General features: G+C 71.4%; 14 protein-coding genes and 1 pseudogene. 7 read left to right on the top strand and 8 right to left on the bottom strand.

Annotated elements, in window-relative coordinates:
- Positions 1 to 784: pseudogene (locus tag DMB66_RS46705) on the bottom strand (translation initiation factor III); the annotation flags it as partial.
- Between the two features lie 488 nt (positions 785 to 1,272).
- On the opposite strand from DMB66_RS46705, the gene DMB66_RS46700 reads away from it, so the two are divergent.
- Both DMB66_RS46700 and DMB66_RS46695 read left to right on the top strand, forming a co-directional pair.
- Positions 1,273 to 2,082, top strand: coding sequence for a hypothetical protein (locus tag DMB66_RS46700; RefSeq protein ID WP_125810553.1), 810 nt, complete (start codon positions 1,273 to 1,275; stop codon positions 2,080 to 2,082).
- Positions 2,083 to 2,243: 161 nt separating this feature from the next.
- Entirely contained in the window at positions 2,244 to 2,840 is a 597-nt protein-coding gene (locus tag DMB66_RS46695; RefSeq protein WP_125810552.1) for a DUF3455 domain-containing protein, read from the top strand.
- Between the two features lie 243 nt (positions 2,841 to 3,083).
- On the opposite strand, the gene DMB66_RS46690 is transcribed toward DMB66_RS46695, so the two are convergent.
- The 5 genes from DMB66_RS46690 to DMB66_RS46670 form a co-directional block, all read right to left on the bottom strand.
- Positions 3,084 to 3,563, bottom strand: coding sequence for a GNAT family N-acetyltransferase (locus tag DMB66_RS46690; protein WP_125810551.1), 480 nt, complete (start codon positions 3,561 to 3,563; stop codon positions 3,084 to 3,086).
- A gap of 129 nt (positions 3,564 to 3,692) precedes the next feature.
- Entirely contained in the window at positions 3,693 to 4,553 is an 861-nt protein-coding gene (locus tag DMB66_RS46685) for a methyltransferase domain-containing protein (protein WP_125810550.1), read from the bottom strand.
- 85 nt (positions 4,554 to 4,638) lie between these two features.
- A complete protein-coding gene (locus DMB66_RS46680; RefSeq protein ID WP_125810549.1) occupies positions 4,639 to 6,375 on the bottom strand; it encodes a glycoside hydrolase family 6 protein in 1,737 nt (578 codons plus the stop codon).
- Positions 6,376 to 6,726: 351 nt separating this feature from the next.
- On the bottom strand, positions 6,727 to 8,118 hold the full coding sequence (locus tag DMB66_RS46675; protein ID WP_125810548.1) for an OFA family MFS transporter: 1,392 nt from the start codon (positions 8,116 to 8,118) through the stop codon (positions 6,727 to 6,729).
- Positions 8,119 to 8,221: 103 nt separating this feature from the next.
- On the bottom strand, positions 8,222 to 10,774 hold the full coding sequence (locus DMB66_RS46670; RefSeq protein WP_125810547.1) for a LamG-like jellyroll fold domain-containing protein: 2,553 nt from the start codon (positions 10,772 to 10,774) through the stop codon (positions 8,222 to 8,224).
- 235 nt (positions 10,775 to 11,009) lie between these two features.
- On the opposite strand from DMB66_RS46670, the gene DMB66_RS46665 reads away from it, so the two are divergent.
- Positions 11,010 to 11,684 carry a copper homeostasis protein CutC gene (locus DMB66_RS46665; protein ID WP_233625332.1) on the top strand — a complete coding sequence of 225 codons (675 nt, stop codon included), beginning with the start codon at positions 11,010 to 11,012 and terminating at the stop codon, positions 11,682 to 11,684.
- Here the strand turns inward: DMB66_RS46665 and DMB66_RS46660 are convergent.
- Positions 11,671 to 13,038 carry a UDP-glucose/GDP-mannose dehydrogenase family protein gene (locus DMB66_RS46660; protein ID WP_125810546.1) on the bottom strand — a complete coding sequence of 456 codons (1,368 nt, stop codon included), beginning with the start codon at positions 13,036 to 13,038 and terminating at the stop codon, positions 11,671 to 11,673. The genes DMB66_RS46665 and DMB66_RS46660 overlap by 14 nt on opposite strands.
- A 189-nt stretch (positions 13,039 to 13,227) precedes the next feature.
- Between DMB66_RS46660 and DMB66_RS46655 the strand changes: the two genes are divergently transcribed.
- From DMB66_RS46655 to DMB66_RS46640, 4 genes are all read left to right on the top strand, one after another.
- Complete coding sequence (locus tag DMB66_RS46655) at positions 13,228 to 14,700, top strand: sensor domain-containing diguanylate cyclase (RefSeq protein ID WP_233625331.1); 1,473 nt, start codon at positions 13,228 to 13,230, stop codon at positions 14,698 to 14,700.
- Positions 14,701 to 15,017: 317 nt separating this feature from the next.
- Positions 15,018 to 16,127, top strand: coding sequence for a LacI family DNA-binding transcriptional regulator (locus tag DMB66_RS46650; RefSeq protein WP_158647580.1), 1,110 nt, complete (start codon positions 15,018 to 15,020; stop codon positions 16,125 to 16,127).
- Between the two features lie 381 nt (positions 16,128 to 16,508).
- On the top strand, positions 16,509 to 17,357 hold the full coding sequence (locus DMB66_RS46645; protein WP_125810544.1) for a ThuA domain-containing protein: 849 nt from the start codon (positions 16,509 to 16,511) through the stop codon (positions 17,355 to 17,357).
- Positions 17,354 to 18,406 carry a Gfo/Idh/MocA family protein gene (locus DMB66_RS46640; RefSeq protein ID WP_125810543.1) on the top strand — a complete coding sequence of 351 codons (1,053 nt, stop codon included), beginning with the start codon at positions 17,354 to 17,356 and terminating at the stop codon, positions 18,404 to 18,406. Before DMB66_RS46645 ends, DMB66_RS46640 begins: the two co-directional genes overlap by 4 nt.
- A gap of 12 nt (positions 18,407 to 18,418) precedes the next feature.
- Here the strand turns inward: DMB66_RS46640 and DMB66_RS46635 are convergent, their stop codons facing one another.
- Positions 18,419 to 19,060 (bottom strand): class I SAM-dependent methyltransferase, encoded by a 642-nt coding sequence (locus DMB66_RS46635; RefSeq protein ID WP_199753031.1) that lies wholly within the window; start codon positions 19,058 to 19,060, stop codon positions 18,419 to 18,421.
- Positions 19,061 to 19,152 lie beyond the last annotated feature (92 nt).

Genomic DNA, 19,152 nt, shown 5'->3' with positions numbered 1-19,152 from the left:
CGCCCAGGTCTGCACGGCGGCGGCGGGCGCGCTGCCCCGGTCGGCGACGACCGCGTCGTCGCGGCGGCTCTTGCCCCGGCCCCTTGGGGCTGGCGGCGGCGGTCGGCACCAGCTTGCCGACCGGCTGGATCTTGCCGGTGCCGGTGCCGGCCTGCGACGCGAAGTCCTTGCGGCGGTTCAGCCGCACGGAGAGGCGGACGGCCAGGCCGACCAGCACGGCCAGGATGCAGACGACGTAGGAGACGATGACCCAGGAGCTGGCCTGGCGGCCGGCGCCGAGGCCGTGCAGCAGCGCGATCGGCCACATCAGGTACGAGACGGCGTGGATGCCGCGCCACATCCAGGGCTTGCCCTTGCCGATGAACCGGGATCGGGCGATACCGGTCCACATGACCATCACCATGATGTAACCGGACAGGGTGCCGAAGCCGATGAGCATCGTCTTGTACGGCGCCAGGAACGGCACGAACACGTCAATGACGCCGATCTTGCTGACCGCCACCTTCGTCCAGACGTGGAAGAAGAGGGCGACGACCGCGATGACGCCGGTCGTGCGGTGCGTGGACTGCAGCAGGACCCGCTGGCGGATCGACAGGACCAGCCGGTCGGTGGCGACCAGTCCCACCATGATCGTGATCGACAGCGACACCAGCGTGACGACACCGACGTAGAACTCGGTGTACGTGAAGACGTAGACGTACGCCACCTGGCCGCCGGGGGTCAGCATCATCGCGGCCCAGATCGCGGCGAGGACCGACAGGCCGAGCACCGCGAAAGAGATCATCGACGGCGGCGTCCGGCCTCCGGTAGCGCTCATCGGGACGTCCACACGACTGGCGGATCGCTGGTTCATCTTCGTCCGGGCCATAACTCCTCGTTCTCCGCAGCGGTGAGGCGTCCGTCCTGGGCGGTCGGGACGCCGGCATTCGTGGGGGATGCCCCGCGCTCGTTACCGTCGGGCTGACTACCGGCTAGCTGCCTTTCCTCACGGTGAGTGAAAGCCGGTCTCCTGCCCTCCCCCATCTACGTGTGCGGCCTCGGATCGGATGAACGTTCGGGAAGTTCTTTGCGGCCAAGTTTGCGCGACCATGCTAGCGATCCCGCCCGTACGGGCACTGACCTGCGAAGACATCAGTTCGATACGTCGACGTAAGGCAAAAATAAAGTGCTATCCGGGGGTGATCCCTCCCTCGGGGTGAACCTTTCGCCCGGCTGCCCCGAACTACCTCATGTGCGTGCACGTTGACGCCTTTGCGTGAGGAGATGATTGCTGTGCGGCATCGCGCTGCTCTGTTGTCCACCATCCTGGCCGTCGTCGCGGCGACCCTGGTCCTGCCGGGCCGGGCATCCGCCGTCGTGCCGGGCTTCAAGGTCGACATCACCGAGCTGCCCGCGACATTCACCGCGGGCGCCGGCGCGCGAACGGTCACCGTCGTCGCCACGAGTGAGCAGAGCCGCTGCCAGAAGGTGCGCTGGTCGATGTTCATCGAGGTGGACGGCCCGCAGCTGGACGAGGTGGAGGTGGCCCGGGTCGAGGACGACGGCGACTTCCCGGTCCAGGTGGAGAACGCCGGCAACGATACCGCCCGGATCACCGACGTGCAGCTCGATCCCGGCGAGCTGTGCCGCGGCCGGACGGTCACCGCCCGCTACCAGATCGGCTTCGACGACGACGCCGGTTCGGGCCAGGTCACGTTCCGTGCGCAGGCCTTCAACGCCGACCGCACGCTGCTTCAGGAGACCAGCTCGCGCAGCCAGGTGCGGGGCGAGGAGCGCGAGGAGGCCGAGGAGTCGCCGAGCCCCGAGGCCAGCCCGTCGCCGAGCGAGTCCAGCCCGGAGCCGGAGGATTCGGCGGACGGCGACGAGAACGCCGAGCCGGAACCCACCGACACCGACGCCGACATCGCCGCCGTGCCGGCCTCCGGCAATGACACCGGAACGCCGAGCCTGCTGGGCGCGGGCCTGATCGTCGGCGGGATCCTGGTCTTCCTCGGCGTCGGCCTCCTGCTGCGGCTGCGGATGCGAAGCCGGCAACCGCAGGCCGGCAGCCAGCTGCCGACCGGGTTCTACCCGGCCAACTGACCGCCCGGACGAAACCACCCGGCGCCGCCGACCGGCGCCGGGTGATCTTCCTTCACAAATCCCTGGGGTAAACCTGCGGAAGACTTAGGCCGCAGTTAAGAGAACGTCGCGTTCCGTAGCCCTAGGGTGGGTCGGGCGCAACGCCCTACTGTGGAGGATCTTTGAAGACCAAGACTGTCCGTATCTCGGCCGGGGTCGGCGCGGCCGCACTTGCCCTTGTCGGCGTCTCCGCCGGTGCCTCCTTCGCGGGCGACCAGCCCGCGCCGACCGCAGCGGCCAGCGCGGCCGGCGCGGCGGACCGCTTCCTCGGCGGCCCCAGCACGGTGCCGGCCGCCCTGGTCCCCCCGGCCGGCCACACCCTGGCCTCGGTCTTCAAGGCCAAGGGCGTGCAGATCTACGGCTGCACGGACACCAAGTGGACCCTGATCGAGCCGGCCGCGTCGCTGGCCGGCATCAGCCTCAACCCGGTCAAGGTGGCCTCGGCGCTGCACTTCCGCGGTCCGAGCTGGGAGTCGCCCGACGACGGCTCGCTCGTCGAGGGCACCGCGCCGGTCTCGGCGCCGTCGACGACGCCGAACAGCATCCCGCAACTGCTGATCACCGCGAAGACCACCCGCGGCCCGGGTGTCTTCGGCGGCGTCACCTTCATCCAGCGCCTGGCCACGGTCGGCGGCGTGGCCCCGGCCACGGCGTGCACGGCGGGCACCACGACGGCCGTCTCCTACCAGGCCGTCTACCGCTTCTTCAAGAAGAGCTGACCCTGCCGAGGGCGCACTGACCTTGGCGCACTGACCTTACCGAGGGGCCGGATGCCGGTGACCCGCCGATACGGCGGTTCACCGGCATCTCCTCGTTCAGCGGCCGAGACGGCGCAGCGAACGCGCGTGCCGGGACGGCGCAGCGAACGCGCGTGCCGAGACGGCGCAGCGAACACCCATGCCGAGACGGCGCAGCGAACACGCATGCCGCTCAGGGCCCGCCAAGCTCAGGGCCCGCCAAGCTCAAGGCCCGTCGAGCCGCAGGACCGTCTCCTCGATCTCCTCGCCGCGGCCGGTCGCGTAGGCGACCTCCTTGCCGACGGGCCGGAAGCCCACCTTGCGCAGCACCGCCAGCGAGCCGGCGTTGTCGCTGGCCGCCCGGGCCGTGATCGGGCGCACCGGCACCAGGTCGAGCAGCAGTTCGACGGCGCGGGTGGCGATGCCGCGCCCCCACCAGGCCCGGTCCAGCCAGTACGTGATCTCGGTGTCGTCGCCGACCGCGAAACTGCCCACCGTGCCGGCGAGCTCCCCGTCGATGGTGATCGCCAGCAGCAGGACGTCCGGCGAGGTGCGCACGCGGACGAAATGCGCGTCGAAGGCGGCCCGGTCGTCGGGGTCCTCGGCGGTGAACGCGGCCATCCGCACCGCCACGGGATCACGCATCTGGTCGTAGATCGCGTCCAGGTCGTCGTCACGCACGGCGCGCAGGCCGATCTCACCCATCCGTCGCTCCCGTCCCGGCAGGTCACAGCGCCGTCGCGTCGTCGTCATCGGAGCCGGAGGCAGGAGCCGGTGGAGATCCACGCCCCGGGATTCCGGTGCTGGCAGCCTACCTAACGGGAGGCGTTCCGATCAGGCTCGGGTCGCACCAAGGTACGCCGTGGCCGACGTGTGGCGGGTGGGCACCTGCGCCTGGGACCGGACGTAGGCGTCGAAGCTGTCCCGCTCGGCCGGGGTCAGGGCGGTGTCGAGCACCTCACCGTACGTCGGCACCAGCGGGTTGGGGGCGGTGCGCCGCACGGCGTCCCAGTCGGCGATCGGCGGGCCCGGCACGTCGACCTCCGCGCGGTAGTCCAGCCGTACCCCGGTGAAGCCCGCCTCCCCCGCCCAGCGGACCAGGTCGCGCTCGTCGAAGTCGAGCATCACCTCCGCCGCCGGCGCCAGCGCGGCGTAGGCCGCGCGGACCTTCGCGACCAGGCCGGCGATCGGCGCCGGGTCGAGGCCGAGCAGGCCGGCGCGGCCGGTACGCCCGGGGAAGCCGTTGATCGGTTCGAAGATGGACAGCCGGCCGCCGGGGCGCAGCACCCGGTGCAGCTCGGCGAACGCGGCCGGTTTGCGGGTCACGTAGATCAGCACCGAGCGGGTCGTCACGACGTCCACCGAGGCGTCCGGGATCGGGCTCAGGTCGTCGGCCGCGGCCCGCACGAAGGAGGAGCGGGCCGGGTCGGCCCGGCGCCGGCACTCGTCGAGCAGCGCCGCGGAGACGTCGCTGAACACCACCCGGCCGGCCGGTCCGACCCGGTCGAGCGCGCCGAGGCCGACCAGCCCGGTGCCGGTGCCGACGTCGAGCACCGTGTCGCCGGGCGCGATCGCCGCCCGGTCGAGCACGCCGTCGCGGAAGCCGGCCAGCTCAACGGCGAACCGCGAGCGCAGGCCGGGCGAGCCGCCGTCGCGGTCCCGCAGCAGCCAGCTCGCCCACTTGTCGGTGGTCACGCCGACACGCTAAGGCAGCAGGCCCGGGGGTGGAAAGGCCGGACGGCCCGGTTGTGACAACCGGGCCGTCCGTTGTGGGAGAGGGTCAGAGCGCGGGGTACGCGTTGGCCATCAGCTCGCGGAACTGAGCGGAGAACCACGCGCCGGAGATCGGAGCGTTGGGCAGCGAGCCCGACATGCTGTTGCCGTTGCGCTCGTTGCCGGTGTAGGTCGGGTCGCACATCCGGTCGAAGCCCTTGCCCTCGTTGTTCGGGATCAGGGAGCTCGAGCCGTCCGACTCGCCCGGGGGCTTGACCCAGACGTAGGCGTCGATGCCGGAGGCCGGTGCGGCCTTCGGGCGCTCGCCGAGGCCGGCGCCCGACTGGTTGCACCAGTTACCGGCGTGGATCCGGCGGTCGATGCGGGACTGGTTGACGAAGGTGTCCACGTTGGTCGACGTGCTCGCCCCGGCGGGCCGGTTGGCGCCACCCCAGCCGTTGCGGGAGGTGTCGATCAGCATGCCGATGCCGGAGTCGAAGCCGACCGAGACCAGCTTGGTGCGGAACGCCTGCGCGAACGAGAGCTCGTCGACGTAGAAGTTCCAGTCGACCCACTTGGACTGCCGCACCGACGTGCCGCCCGGCGCCGAGTTGATGGTGAAGAACGGCTCGGTCAGCGCGGAGTAGTTCGCCGTGTTGGTGATGAAGCCGTGCACGTTGCGCACGTTGCCGGAGGCCTGGGCGGCCTGCAGCATGATGTCGGCGGTCGGGCCGAAGTTGGTGTCCCAGCCGATCCAGCCGTGGTGCGCGGCGTCGACGTAGTTGTAGACGTTGCCGATCGCGCCGAGCTTGTTCAGCGCGTAGCCGACACCCTGCACGTAGCCCCCGTTGGACTTCATGGTGGCGCAGGTCGCGACGTTGGTGTTGGTGATCAGGTTGGGCAGCGAGTCGATCTCGATGACGTTGATGATCCGCAGGCCGGCGTACTTCGGGTTGGCCTGGATCGCCGCGATCGGGTCGATGTACTCGCTCTTGTAGCGCGGCAGGTCGTTGACGCCGAGTTCACCGTTGGAGGCCAGCGCCGAGCAGTCACGGCCGGGCAGGTTGTAGATGACCAGCTGGATGTAGCCGGCGCCCTGGGCGAGTGCCGCGTCCAGGTGGTCGGCCAGCCCCATGGCACCGTTGGAGCTGCTGCCCGAGGTGCCCTCGATGGCCGCGATGCGGTCCAGCCAGACGGCGGTCGGGTTGTTGGAGACGCGGCTGCCGCCGGGCTCGGCGTCGGCCTTGGCCTTCCACTCCGGGTTCACGTAGCCCCTGGCACCGGCGTACGGGTTGTCGACCTTGTTGCCCACCGGAGGCTGGCTGGTCGGCGGGGTCGTCGGCGGCGTGGTCGGCGTGGTCGTGGGCGGGTTGGTCGGGACGCTGCCGGTGCAGGCCGTGCCGTTGAGCGAGAACGTGGTCGGCGCCGCGTTCGTGCCGGAGTAGTCGGCGTTGAAGCCGAAGTTCGCCGTCGCGTTGGTGGCCAGGCTGTTCGCCCAGGTCGGGCTGGCGGCGTTGACCTGCTGCCCGGTCTGGGTCACGGTGGCGCTCCAGCCCTGGGTGATGCGCTGGTTGCCGGCGAAGGCCCAGGTCAGGTTCCAGCCGCCGGTGATGGGGTCACCGAGGTTCGTGACGGTCACGTTGCCGGTGAAGCCGGTGCTCCACTGGTTGACCGAGTAAGTGACCTGGCAGCCAGCCGCGGCGCTGGCCTGCTGCGCCGCGACGGCTATGCCGGCGCCGGTGAGGAGGGTGATCGCGGCGGCGGCCGTCAGGCCTCGCACCATGGTGTGGGGACGTGGACTCATGCGCAAGCGCTCCTGGAAGACATGGGCAACGCCCGGGGCAGGCGCGGCCGAGGGGAACGAACTTCCGGCGCGGGGATCGACCACTGTCGCTGACCACCGCGTGAGGCCAGACTATGGGAGCGCTCCCATGACATCAATACGTAATAGCCACGAAACTTTTCAGGAATTATCGGAGATCGTCGATGTTGATCTCCACGAATGCCCGGCCGGTGGGTGGCCGCCGCGGGGCGACGGCCACCCGGGCTCCCTACTGGAAGAGCTTCGCCGCGGTGATCCCGGTCTGGATCACTCCATAGCCGAGCAGGACCGCGACCAGAGCCCAGGACAGGGCCAGCCGTGCCGGTGACGTCTTCATGCCACTGTCTCCTTCGTCTCCTCGGCCGCGGGCTCGTGGAACCGCTCCGGGACGGGCCGCATCAGCAGGTTGGCGACGAACCCGACCGCCAGCACGCCGACCATGGTGAACAACGCCGGCTGGTACGCCGACGCGGTGAGCGTGCCCGGCTTGCCCTGCGCGTCCAGGAAGCCGTTGACGATCAGCGGCCCGGCCACGCCCGCGGCCGACCAGGCGGTCAGCAGCCGGCCATGGATCGCGCCGACCTGATAGGTGCCGAACAGGTCCCGCAGGTACGCCGGCACCGTGGCGAAGCCGCCACCGTAGAACGACAGGATCACCCCGGCGAGCAGCACGAACAGGGCGACGGCGGTGTGACCGACCGCGGCCAGCAGCGCGTACAGGATCATGCCGACGCCGAGATAGACCAGGTAGATGCGCTTGCGCCCGATCAGGTCCGAGGTCGACGACCAGACGAACCGGCCGGCCATGTTGAACAGCGAGAGCACCCCGACGAAGCCCGCCGCCGAGGCCACCGCGACCGCCGACTTGCCGTCGGCCTCCCGGAAGAAGTCCTGGATCATCGGGCTGGCCTGCTCGAGGATGCCGATGCCGGCGGTGACGTTGCAGAACAGCACGATCCAGAGCAGCCAGAACGACCGGGTCCGGATGGCGTTGGCCGCCGACACGCTGGCGGTGGTGACCAGCGGCTTCTCCTTGACCGAGGCCGGGTCCCAGCCCGCGGGCGCCCAGCCCGCGGCGGGCACGCGCACGTTGACCACGCCGAACATCATCACCACGAAGTAGCCGATGCCCAGGGTCAAAAACAACGCCACGAGCGCGCCGCCCCCGGCGACCGACGTGGACACGTTCGGGTCGTAGCCGGAGTCGTAGAACGACAGCAGTTGCCGCGACAGCGGGCTCGCGATCAGCGCGCCGCCGCCGAAGCCCATGATGGCCAGGCCGGTCGCCAGCCCGGGACGGTCCGGGAACCACTTGATCAGCGTCGAGACCGGCGAGATGTAGCCGATGCCGAGGCCGATGCCGCCGAGGAAGCCGTAGCCAAGGTAGACCAGCCACAACTGCTTCGTACCGATGCCGAGCGCGCCCAGCAGGAAGCCGGCCGCCCAGAAGCAGGCCGAGACGAACATGGCCTTGCGCGGGCCGTTCGCCTCGACCCAGGTGCCGCCGACCGCCGCGGACAGGCCGAGCATGACGATGGCGATGCTGAAGATGATGCCGATCGAGGTCTGACTGGCGTCGAAGTGCGCGGCGAAGGAGTTCTTGTAGACGCTGGTCGCGTACACCTGGCCGATGCACAGGTGCACCGAGAGCGCGGCCGGCGGGATCAGCCACCGGCTGAACCCGGGCGGCGCCACGGAATGATGACGGTCGAGCGCGGACAACATGTGGCGCCTCCAGCCCTGCCGATGATCTATCGAAGTTCATCATTGACCCACGGGAAATATGTCGCAATGGGACGGGCCCTCGGCAAGGGCCCGCCCCTCGCTGCTAGCTGCCCGAGGCGTACAGGTCCTTGATCTCCGTCGCGGACAGTGCCCGGTCGTAGAGGTGGACCTGGTCGACGGTGCCGTCCAGGTAGTCGACCGGGTTGCCGCCGTACTTGCCGCGGCCGATCACCGTGTTGCCGGTCGGCGCCGCCTGCGGCAGGCAGGCACCGACCCGACCGGCGAGCTCGCCGTCGACGTAGAGCCGCAGCTCGCCGCGCACGGTGTCCCGGACGCCGGTCAGGTGATACCAGCGGCCGGCCTCCGGCTTGGCCGGGCCCAGCGCCCGGACGCCCGCGAAGCTCATCGCGAAGCGCTGGTCGGCGCCCGAATACTGCAGGAAGAAGTCGCTGGTGCTGGCCCCGTCCTGGCTGACGATCGTCTGGAAGGCGCCGTCGGCCTTGTCGAGCCGCACCCACGCCGAGGCGGTGTAGTCCGAGGCCGTGTTCAGCACCGGGGCGCCGGTGTCGACGAACTGGCTCGACCCGTTCAGGTTGAGGCCCTGGCCGGTCTTCGCGTCGACGTAGCCGGGCGCGCCGACCGCCGTGCCGTCATGGTCACCGGCGGCGTCCTCGGTCGTGCCGTCCAGCGGGTAGAAGGCGATGCCGGTCAGCCCGGGGGTGCCCGGGCCGGGCTGCGGCGTGTTGCCGGGAGTGCCGTCGGCGCCGGCGATGATCTCCCGGTTCACCGCGCGGACCTGCTTGCGGTCCATCTTCAGCTGCTGCCGGTCGTAGGTCCAGAAGCCGTTGAGCTCGCCCTCCACGTCGGTGATCTGGGTGTAGACGGACGCGCTGATGCCACAGGACCGCGCCGAGGTGAGCACGGCACGCTGGTTGTCCACGTACTTGCTGGTCAGCGTGGCCGAGTCGGGTTCCATCTCGTACGCTTGGCCGTCGCCGAACCACATGTGGTTGGAGGTCTTCAGGCCATAGCCGCCGTGCTCGCCGTCGATCGACACCCGGTTCGCGTCGGGCGCCGGTGACGCCGGGCCGAGGTACTGGTGGAAGTCGATGACGTCGCCCTTACCCGCGTCGCCCTTGGAGTTGCAGCAGTTCACGCCGCTGTGCGCGTTCACCAGCCGGCTCGGGTCCTGCTTCTTGACGTCCTCGGCGATGCGGCCGGTGGCGGTGCGGTCCCACTCGCCCCAGCCCTCGTTGAACGGCACCCAGGCGACGATCGAGGTCCAGCTGCTGTGCTCGCGGACCATCTCGTGCAGTTCCGCCTCGAACTGCGCGCGCCACGGCTCGGGGATGGGCCCGGTGTTGGCCGCCGGCATGTCCTGCCAGACCAGCAGGCCCAGCTTGTCCGCCCAGTAGAACCAGCGGTCCGGCTCGACCTTGATGTGCTTGCGCACGGCGTTGAAGCCCAGCTCCTTGTGCTGCCGCAGGTCGAACTTCAGCGCCGCATCGGTGGGCGCGGTGTTCAGACCGTCCGGCCAGAAGCCCTGGTCCAGGGTGGCCAGGTTGAACAGGATCTTGCCGTTCAGGGTGAGCCGGAGCTTGCCGTCGGCGCCGGGCGCCTTGCCGACCTCGCGCATCCCGAAGTACGACGTGACGGTGTCGACGGTCTTGCGGCCGTTGAGCAGGGTGACCTCGAGGTCGTACAGGAACGGCGAGTCCGGCGACCAGAGCCTGGCCTTCGGAACGGGGACCACCATGGCCGTACCCGCGGCACCGGTGACCTTGCCGACCACCCGGCCGCCCGCGCGCGCCACGGCCTGGACCGTCAGCCCGTCGCCGCGTACGGTCTCCGCCGTGAGCTTGAGCGCCGAGGCCGCGAGGTCCGGCGTCATCGCCAGACCCGCGATGCTGGCGTCGGCGACCGGTTCCATCCAGACCGTGCGCCAGATGCCGGAGCTGCCCTGGTAGAAGATCCCCCGGTCGGAGACCCGGCGCTGCTTGCCGATGGGCTGGCCGGTGGCGTCGGTGAGATCCTCGGCCCAGACGATCAGCTCCTGCGGCCCGGTGCCGCGCAGCGCGTCGGTGACGTCGGCGTCGAAGCCGTCGTAGCCGCCGCGGTGGGTGGCGACCTGGGTGCCGTTGACCCACACCTTGGCGTCGTAGTCGACCGCGCCGAAGTGCAGCAGCAGCCGCTGCCCCTGCCCGACCCGCCAGCCGGCCGGCACCGTGAAGCTGCGCCGGTAGAACATCCGGTCCACGTGCCGCTGGATGCCGGAGAGCGCGGACTCGATCGGGTACGGCACCAGCACCCGCTCGCCGAGTTCCTGGCCGACGGGCGGGGCCTGGCCGACCGCCGCCCCGGCGAACTCCCAGACGCCGTTGAGGTTCTGCCACTTGTCGCGGACCAGTTGCGGACGGGGGTACTCGGGCAGGGCGTTCTTCGGGCCGACCTGGTCGGTCCAGGGGGTGGCGATCGGGGCGATGCCCTTGTGCCAGGCCGCGTCGGCCGCGGGAGCGGGCGCCCGCACGAGCGCCGGAGCGGGCACCGGGGCAGGCGCCGGGGCGGGCACCGCACCGGCGGCGCCGGCCGTACCGATGGTCAGGAGGGTGACGGCGGCGAGGGTGAGGGCCCGGCGTGCTGTCCGGGGTGTTCGCATGTGCGTGGTCCTCTCGGTGGGAAAGAACGCGGGCAGCACCGATCGGCACTCGGCCGCGACGGACGGACTACGCGGCAAGCGCTTGGTGGGACCACCCAGTAGTAAACACAGTTCAACAAGACTGCTCAGATGGCGTCAAGGTCCAAATGGAAGAACCTCGATGTTCAGCCCGTTGGGGCACCGCTTCCCGCGCCGCCGCAACGGGCGGTTCAGATGGATGTGCGACGATGCCGCTGTGCCTGAATCGATCTTGGAAGTGATCGCGCTGGACGCCGCGGACGCCCGCGCGGCGCGCGACGGCGGCGCCGACCGGGTCGAGCTGGTCGCCGACATGCGCCGACAGGGCCTCACCCCGGCGGTCGCGACCTTCGCGGCGGTCCGGGCGGCGGTCGACATTCCGGTCCGGGTCATGCTGCGCGCCGAGGACGGGTACGGGCTGAGCGACGCCGGCGCCCTCGTCGAGGCGGCGGCCGCCCTGCGCGCCGCCGGTGCCGACGAGTTCGTCCTGGGCTTCCTGGACGAGCGGGCCGCGGTCGACCTGGTCGCGGTCAAGGCGGTGCTCGGCGCGATCGAGGGCTGCCGGTGGACGTTCCACCGCGCGCTGGACCACGCCGCCGACCGGCCCGCCGCCCGCCGGGCCCTCGCCGGCCTGCCCGGGCTGGACGGCGTGCTCACCGCCGGCGGTCCGGCCGGCGTCGAGCAGGGCCTGGCGACGCTGACCGCCGAAGCGGCGTCGGCACCGCGGGTGCTGGCCGGCGGCGGCCTGCGCCGGCGGCACCTCGCGCCGCTGCTGGCCGCCGGGGTGGACGCCTTCCACACCGGCAGCGCGGTGCGCCCGGGCGGGCGCTGGGACGCCCCCGTGGATCCCGCCCTGGTCGAGGCCTGGCGCGCTGGGGTCAGCGGCCGGTGAGTGAGAGGTAGCGGTAGCCGAGCTTGGCGAGGCGCTCCGGGTCCAGGCAGTGCCGCCCGTCCAGGAGCACCGGGGTCCGCATCAGCGAGGCGAGCTTCGCCCAGTCCAGATCAAGGTATTCGGACCACTCGGTGACCAGCACGACCGCGTCGCTGTCGTCGAACACCTCCTCGACCGAGCCGGCCAGGAAGGGCGCCAGCTCCGGCTGCTCGCGGCTGAACCGCTCGGCGGCGACCGGGTCGTGCACCCGGAGCCGGGCACCCCGGTCGATCAGCATCCGGGCGATGTCCAGCGCCGGCGCGTCGCGCAGGTCGTCGGTGTCCGGCTTGAACGCGAGCCCGAGCAGCCCGATCTTGCGGCCCTTGAGGATGCGCAGCTCGCTCAGCAGCCGGTCGACGACCAGCCGGCGCTGCAGCTGGTTGACCTCGCGGGCGGCGGTGACGATCGGCATGGCGTGGTGGTATTCGGCGCCGGTGGCGATCAGCGCGGCGGTGTCCTTGCCGAAGCAGGAGCCGCCCCACCCGATGCCCGGCTGCAGGAAGCGCGGCCCGATCCGGGTGTCCAGCCCGATCCCCCGGGTGACCTGGGAGATGTCCGCGCCGACCCGGCCGGCGAGCTGCCCGATCTCGTTCGCGAAACTGATCTTGAGAGCCAGGAACGCGTTGGCGGCGTACTTGATCAGCTCGGCCGAGGCCAGGTCGGTCGAGACCATCGGCACCGCGCCGAGCTCCGCCGGGCGGGGCAGATACGTCGGCGGGGTGAACGTCTGGTTGACGATGATCCGGTAGAGCCGGTTGAGCACGTCGAGGCTGCGCGGGTTGTCCGAGCCGACCACGATCCGGTCCGGGTAGAGCGTGTCCCGGATCGCCGCGCCCTGGCGCAGGAATTCCGGGTTCGAGGCGACCGAGAACTCGCCGTCGGTGCGCCGCTCGTGGGTGCGCTCGAAGGACTCCCGCAGGATCGAGTCGACCCAGTTGCTGCTGCCGATCGGCACGGTCGACTTGTTGACCACGACGGTGAACTCGCCGCCGATGTGCCGCCCGACGCTCTCCGCGGCCGAGCGCAGATAGGTCAGGTCCGGGTTACCGTCCGGCAGCGACGGGGTCTGCACCGCGATGAACACCACGTCCGCGCCGGGGACCGCCACGCTGTAGTCGGTGGTGAAGGTCATCCGTTCGGCCGAGTCGGACAGCAGCGCGTCCATGTGCGGCTCGAAGATCGGCGAGCGACCCCCGCTGAGCAGGTCGACCTTCGCCTGATCCAGGTCCACGCAGGTCACGTCGTGGCCGAGAAACGCCAGGCTGACGCCGGTGGTGAGACCCACGTAGCCGGTTCCCACGACACACACCTTCATGCCCGCACTTCCCTTCGGTTCACATCCGGTCCGGGGATATCCGGTGGCTGCACGGTAATCCGTCCTGTCCCGTCGATGGGCACCCAGGGATCCCTCAGGCGAGTCGGATCACTGCCGATCCTGGCAGTCGTGACTGTAGGCAACGACCTTCGGACCCTCCGCGCTGATGCGCCGGCGGGTCCTGAACCGTTGCCCGAGCCGTTGCCCGAGGACGGCCAGGCTCTGCTGCACAACGACCTGATCGCCGTGATGACCCGGGACATCCCGTCGGTCGCCCACGTGCTGGACATCATCGCGGCACGGCTCAGCGGCCCCTGCGGGATGCACGCCGCCTCGATCTTCACCCTCGACCCCGACGACGGCAGCCTGGCGCCCGGCGTCACCCACGGCGACGCCGCGGCTGACGACATCAGGCTGGCCGGCCAGGTCTTCCGGGTCGCGGCGGGTGCACCACCGGTCCGCGACGACACGCGTACGGCGCTGCGCCTGCGCATCGGCGGCCGGACCCTGGGCGTCCTGGTGCTCACCGGCCACGCCATCGCCGTGCTGCGCCCCGAGGTGGCGGCCGCGATCGGCCTGCACCTGGCCACCACCCTGCAGGCCCTGGCCGCCGAGCAGGAGCACCAGTACGCCGCCCACGCCGGCGCCACCATCCGCGGGCTCTTCGAGCAGGGCACCTCCGCCACCACGGTCGAGGAGGCCGGGCGGCTGCTGGCCCGCTCCACCGCCGCGGCGTTCCGCACCGAACGGGCCGCCGTGCACCTGGTCGGCCCGGACGGGCGGATCTGTTACGCGGCCGGCGTCGGGGTCACCGAGGAGATCAACGACGAGCTCAGCCGCAACCTGACCGGCAAGCTGGCCGCGGACTCCCCGGTCTGGCAGGCCATGACCGACGCGAACGGACCGCTGCTGACCGACGACGTCTCGCAGGCCGACGTCCGGCCGGGCGGATTCGCCGAGACGATGCGGCTGCGCTCGGCCCTGGCGATCCCGCTGATGTCCGCGTCCGGACCGGTCGGCATGGTGATCTGCGGCGACGCGAGCGGCACCCGGCACTGGACCGGCCGCGACCGCGCCCTGGCCCGGCAGGTGGCGATGGAGGGCGCGCTGATCGTCGACAGCGCCCGGCTGCGCCAGGCCGAGCAACTGCACGTCGCCGAGCTGACCCGGCAGGCGTACCACGACGCGCTGACCGGGCTGCCCAACCGCACCCAGCTGCTGGAACGGGCCGAGCAGAAGGTCTGGCGGGCGCGCGCGACCGGCGGCCGGCTCGCCCTGCTGCTGCTCGACCTGGACGGCTTCAAGCGGGTCAACGACACCATCGGGCACCACGCCGGCGACGCCCTGCTGCAGGCGGTCGGCCGGCGGCTGGAGTCCGGCCTGCGGGACGGGGACCTGGTCGCCCGGCTCGGCGGGGACGAATTCGCGATCCTGCTGGCCCACGATCCCGACCCGACCTGGGCGGCCACGGCGGCCGAGCGCTTGCACGCACAGCTCTGCGAGCCGTACGAGATCGAGGACCGCGAGGTACGGGTGGGCGCCAGCATCGGCATCGCCATGTACCCGGCCGACGCGGACGACGTACCGGCGTTGATGCGGGGCGCGGACGCGGCGATGTACCGGGCCAAGCGCGCGGGCGGCGGCGTCCGGCTCGCCCACTGAGCTTCGATCGGGCGGAGCTCTCGGATCGATTCGCTCTTGAATTGATTCGCTGGCGGTGGCTACGCTCGTCCTGGCGCTCGATACGTATCGACGGCGGGAGGTGGTCGCTCTTGGTCACGAACAGGGCGGTCACAAACAGTGCGGCCACGAACAGTGCGGCCACGGACAGGGCGACCACAGACAGGGCGACCACAGACAGGGCGACCACGAGCATGGCGACCACAGACAGGGCGACCACAGACAGGGCGACCACAGACAGGGCGACCACAGACAGGGCGACCACAGACAGGGCGACCACAGACAGGGCGACCACGAGCATGGCGACCACGAGCAGGGCAGCTAAGAACAGTGCGGCCACAGACACGGCGGCCACGAGCAGGGCGGCCACGAGCAGGGACGTGGCCCGGCTGGCCGGGGTCGCGCAGAGCACCGTCTCCTATGTGATGAGCGGCCGCCGCTCGATCTCCGCCGAGACCCGCCGCCGGGTCGAGTCCGCGATCGAGGAACTCGCCTTCCAGCCCAACGCCGGCGCCCGGGCCCTGAAGAGCCAGCGCACCCAGGTGATCGGCCTGATGGTGCCGTTCGGGCTGGACGCCGACACCTCCGGCCTGCTGCCGTTCATCGAGACCATCGCCAACTGCGCCCGCGAGCAGGACCACGACATCCTGCTGGTCACCCGCGACGAGGGCTCGGCCGGGCTGACCAGGCTGGCCTCGCGCTCGCTGTGCGACGCGATCGTGCTGATGGACATCGAGACCCACGACGCCCGGATCCCGGTCGCCGCCGCGCTGGCCGTACCGGTGATCCTGATCGGCCTGCCCGCCGAACCGCTCGGCCTGCTCTGCGTCGACCTCGACTTCGAGCAGGCCGGCCGGCTGGCCGTGCAGCACCTCGCGGAGACCGGCCACGACCGGATCGTGCTGATCGGCCACCCGCGGGCGACCGTGGCCCGCGAGGTGAACTTCGTGGGCCGCTTCCGCCGCGGCGCCATCGCGGCGGCCGACGCCCACGGACTGCCGCACACGATCGTCGACCAGCCGGAACGCGGCCCGGCCGGCGTCGCCGCAGCCCTCGACCAAGCCCTCGACCAAGCCCTCGACCGGGCCCTGGCGACCGGCCCCGCCGCGCGCGACGCGCTCGGCCTGATCGTGCACGACACGGAGGCCGTGCAGCCGGTATTGCACGGCTTGACGGCCCGGGGGCACCGACCCGGCCGTGACCTCTCCGTCGTCGGGCTCTGCCCGGAAGCGCTCGCGGAGAGCACGACACCGCCGGTCACGAACGTCTCACTGGAGCCACGCGACGTCTCCCGGCGAGCGATGCGGACGCTGTTCCGCCTGCTGGACCGCGACCACCCCACCGCCGCCGCACCTGTCGAACTCGTCGCCGCCCGCCTCACCCGGCGCCAGACCACGATGCCGGGCTGACATGGCTCCCCCACGCCGACCCCCACACGCCCAGCCACCATCGCTCCCCACCGCCGTCCCCACCGACTCACCCGCCCGGCCGCCGCGGCACCCCCACGCACCCGGCAACCATCGGCTCCCCCCACCACCGGCCCCACACGCCCAGCCACCACGGCTCCCCCACCACCAGCCCCACACGCCCAGCCACCACGGCTCCCCCACCACCAGCCCCACACGCCCAGCCGCCAGGGCTCCCTCTCCACCAGCCCACGCCGACCCCACCCGCCAGGCCGCCGCGGCACCCCACGCGGGCTCACCCGCCGGCCGCCGTGGCTTGCGCGCGCCGGCCACACCCGCTCCCTGCCCGTCGATACGTATCGAGAGCGACCAGGAGGATGCAGCATGGATCAGATCCGCGTGACCGTATGGGGCGAGAACCGCCACGAACAGACCGAGGATCACGTCGCGAAGCTCTACCCGGACGGCATGCACGAGACGATCGCCGCCGGCATCCGGGAGCACCTGGGTGACGCCGCGCTGGTCCGCACCGCCACCCTGGACCAGCCGGAACACGGCCTGACCGAGCAGACGCTGGCCGCCACCGACGTCCTGACCTGGTGGGGGCACGCCGCGCACGACGAGGTGGCCGACGAGGTGGTCGACCGGGTGCACCGGCACGTGCTGTCCGGGATGGGCCTGGTGGTGCTGCACTCCGGGCACTGGTCGAAGATCTTCACCCGGCTGATGGGCACCACCTGCACGCTGCGCTGGCGCAATGAGCACGACCGCGAGCTGATCTGGACGGTCGACCCGACCCACCCGATCGCGCAGGGCGTGCCGCACCCGATCGTCGTCGCCGAGGACGAGATGTACGGCGAGTACTTCGACGTCCCGCCCCCGGACGAGCTCATCTTCATCAGCTCGTTCAGCGGCGGCGAGGTATTCCGCAGCGGCTGCACGTGGCGCCGCGGCCACGGCCGGATCTTCTACTTCAAGCCCGGCGACCAGGACTATCCGGTCTACCACCACCCGGACATCAGGCGGGTGATCGCGAACGGGGTCCGCTGGGCCCGCAGCGACCGCCCGGAGCGGATCCTGCCGGACCTGCTGCGCTACGACACCGAGGAATTCTTCGCCGGGCGTACGTACGCGGGCGCTGAGTCAAACCGCGGCGATGAACAGCACGCGACCCCGGTCGCCGAGCCGAACCGCGGCGGAACGCCGCAGGCGACCCCGGGTCTCACGGCATGATCCGGGTGCTACTGGCCGGCGCCGGCTCGATGGGCCAGGCCTGGCTCGAGGCGATCCACGCCGACCCGGGCGTCACGCTCGCCGGGGTGGCCGACCTGGACCTGGCGGCGGCCCGGCGGGCGGCGCCCGGGCTGCCGGTCGGCACCGACGTGGCGGTGCTCGCGGCCGAGACCGGGGCGGACGCCGTGATCGACGTGACCGTCCCGCCGGCCCACCACCCCGTCACCACCACCGCGCTGTTCGCCGGGCTGCCCGTGCTCGGCGAGAAACCGGTCGCGGACACCCTGGCCCGGGCACTGTCGCTGGTGGCGGCGGCCGAGGTGAGCGGCCAGCTGTTCATGGTGAGTCAGTCGCGGCGGTGGAACCCGCAGCTGTTCGCGTTGCGGGCGATGACCGGGACTCTCGGCCGGGTCGGCTCGGTGAGCACCGACTTCCACCGCGCGCCGCGCTTCGGCGGCTTCCGGGAGAAGATGGCGCAACCGCTGCTGGTCGACATGGCGATCCACGCCTTCGACGCCGCCAGGTTCCTGCTGGGCGGCGACCCGGTCACGGTGTCCTGCCAGACCTGGAACCCGCCCTGGAGCTGGTACGCCGGCGACGCCTGCGCCACCGCGGTGTTCGAGATGACCGGCGGCGCCCGCTACCTCTACCACGGCAGCTGGTGCAGCCCCGGCGCGGAGACGTCATGGAACGGCGAGTGGCGGGTCAGCGCGGAGCACGGAACGGCACGCTGGGACGGCGACAACGACCCGATCGGCCCGGCCGTCGACGCTCCCGACGGCCGATACTCAGGGATCGGCGGGGCCCTGCGGGTGTTCGCGGAGGCGTTGGACAGCGGGGTGACCCCGATGGGCGAGGTGCACGGCAACGTACTGAGCCTGGCCATGGTGGAGGCCGCGGTGGACTCGGCCACGCGGGGGCGGCCGGTGCTGATCGACGAGGTACTGGCCCGGGCCCACGAGCAGGCCGTCCGGGAGGAGACCCGAACGGACGTACGCGAGGCGCTGCGGGGCTGGACCGACGTGCGGGCGACCCTCGGCGCAGCCTGACCCCCTCCGGAATCACCCGGTGAGGCGGGCCAGCAGGTAGGCCCGGCGGCTGGGAAACTCGGCCTGGTCCAGCGGCTCGCGGAGCAACGTGGACTCGATCCGGAAGCCGGCCGCCGCAAGGTCGGCGCTGACCGAGGCGGCGTCGAGAAAGTGCACGTCAACGTCGACCTCCGAGCCGAACCAGCTGGTCAGGTGGGCGGTACCACCGGCCGGAAGGTCCGGGCTGTCAAGATGGAACGACACGAGCAACCGGCCGCCACCCCGAAGCGCACGCGCCAGCTCGCGGAAGGCGGCCGTGCGTTCCGGCGGGCTCAGATGGATGATCGAATACAGCGCGACGGCACCGGCCAAGGCACCGTCCGCCACCGGCAGGGACAGCATCGACGCCACGGCGAAGGGCAGGCCGGGTGCGCGTTCCCGGGCTATCTCGATCATGCGCGGCGACAGATCCAGGCCGAGCACATCAGGGTGCCGGGCCGCCAGGAAGCGGGTGACATGCCCGGGACCGCAGCCGACATCCGCGACCGGTCCCGGTCCGGTCAGCTCCAGGAACGCGGCCAGCAGCGCGCGATCCAGGGGCTTACGGTCGAACTCGTCGGCAAGTCGCGCGTCATAGGCGCGCGCAACCGTGTCGTAGGTGTCCCGCAGGCTCATCCGGCCATCGTCCCCCGCCGGCAACCGAAGCCCGCAAACAAAGGCGGCCACCCGGCCATCAGCACCGCCGGCCCTACACTTCCCACCCAAGG

This window comes from Actinoplanes sp. ATCC 53533 (assembly GCF_003947245.1).
Note: the sequence above shows the minus strand (reverse complement) of the source record. Positions and strands in the feature narration are given on the sequence as shown.

Excerpts from the sequence above, each read along its gene's own strand:
- DMB66_RS46690 (WP_125810551.1), bottom strand. The coding sequence starts at position 3,563 with ATGGGTGAGATCGGCCTGCGCGCCGTGCGTGACGACGACCTGGACGCG.
- DMB66_RS46680 (WP_125810549.1), bottom strand. The coding sequence starts at position 6,375 with ATGAGTCCACGTCCCCACACCATGGTGCGAGGCCTGACGGCCGCCGCC.
- DMB66_RS46675 (WP_125810548.1), bottom strand. The coding sequence starts at position 8,118 with ATGTTGTCCGCGCTCGACCGTCATCATTCCGTGGCGCCGCCCGGGTTC.
- DMB66_RS46670 (WP_125810547.1), bottom strand. The coding sequence starts at position 10,774 with ATGCGAACACCCCGGACAGCACGCCGGGCCCTCACCCTCGCCGCCGTC.
- DMB66_RS46660 (WP_125810546.1), bottom strand. The coding sequence starts at position 13,038 with ATGAAGGTGTGTGTCGTGGGAACCGGCTACGTGGGTCTCACCACCGGC.
- DMB66_RS46650 (WP_158647580.1), top strand. The coding sequence starts at position 15,018 with ATGGCGACCACGAGCAGGGCAGCTAAGAACAGTGCGGCCACAGACACG.
- DMB66_RS46645 (WP_125810544.1), top strand. The coding sequence starts at position 16,509 with ATGGATCAGATCCGCGTGACCGTATGGGGCGAGAACCGCCACGAACAG.
- DMB66_RS46640 (WP_125810543.1), top strand. The coding sequence starts at position 17,354 with ATGATCCGGGTGCTACTGGCCGGCGCCGGCTCGATGGGCCAGGCCTGG.
- DMB66_RS46635 (WP_199753031.1), bottom strand. The coding sequence starts at position 19,060 with ATGAGCCTGCGGGACACCTACGACACGGTTGCGCGCGCCTATGACGCG.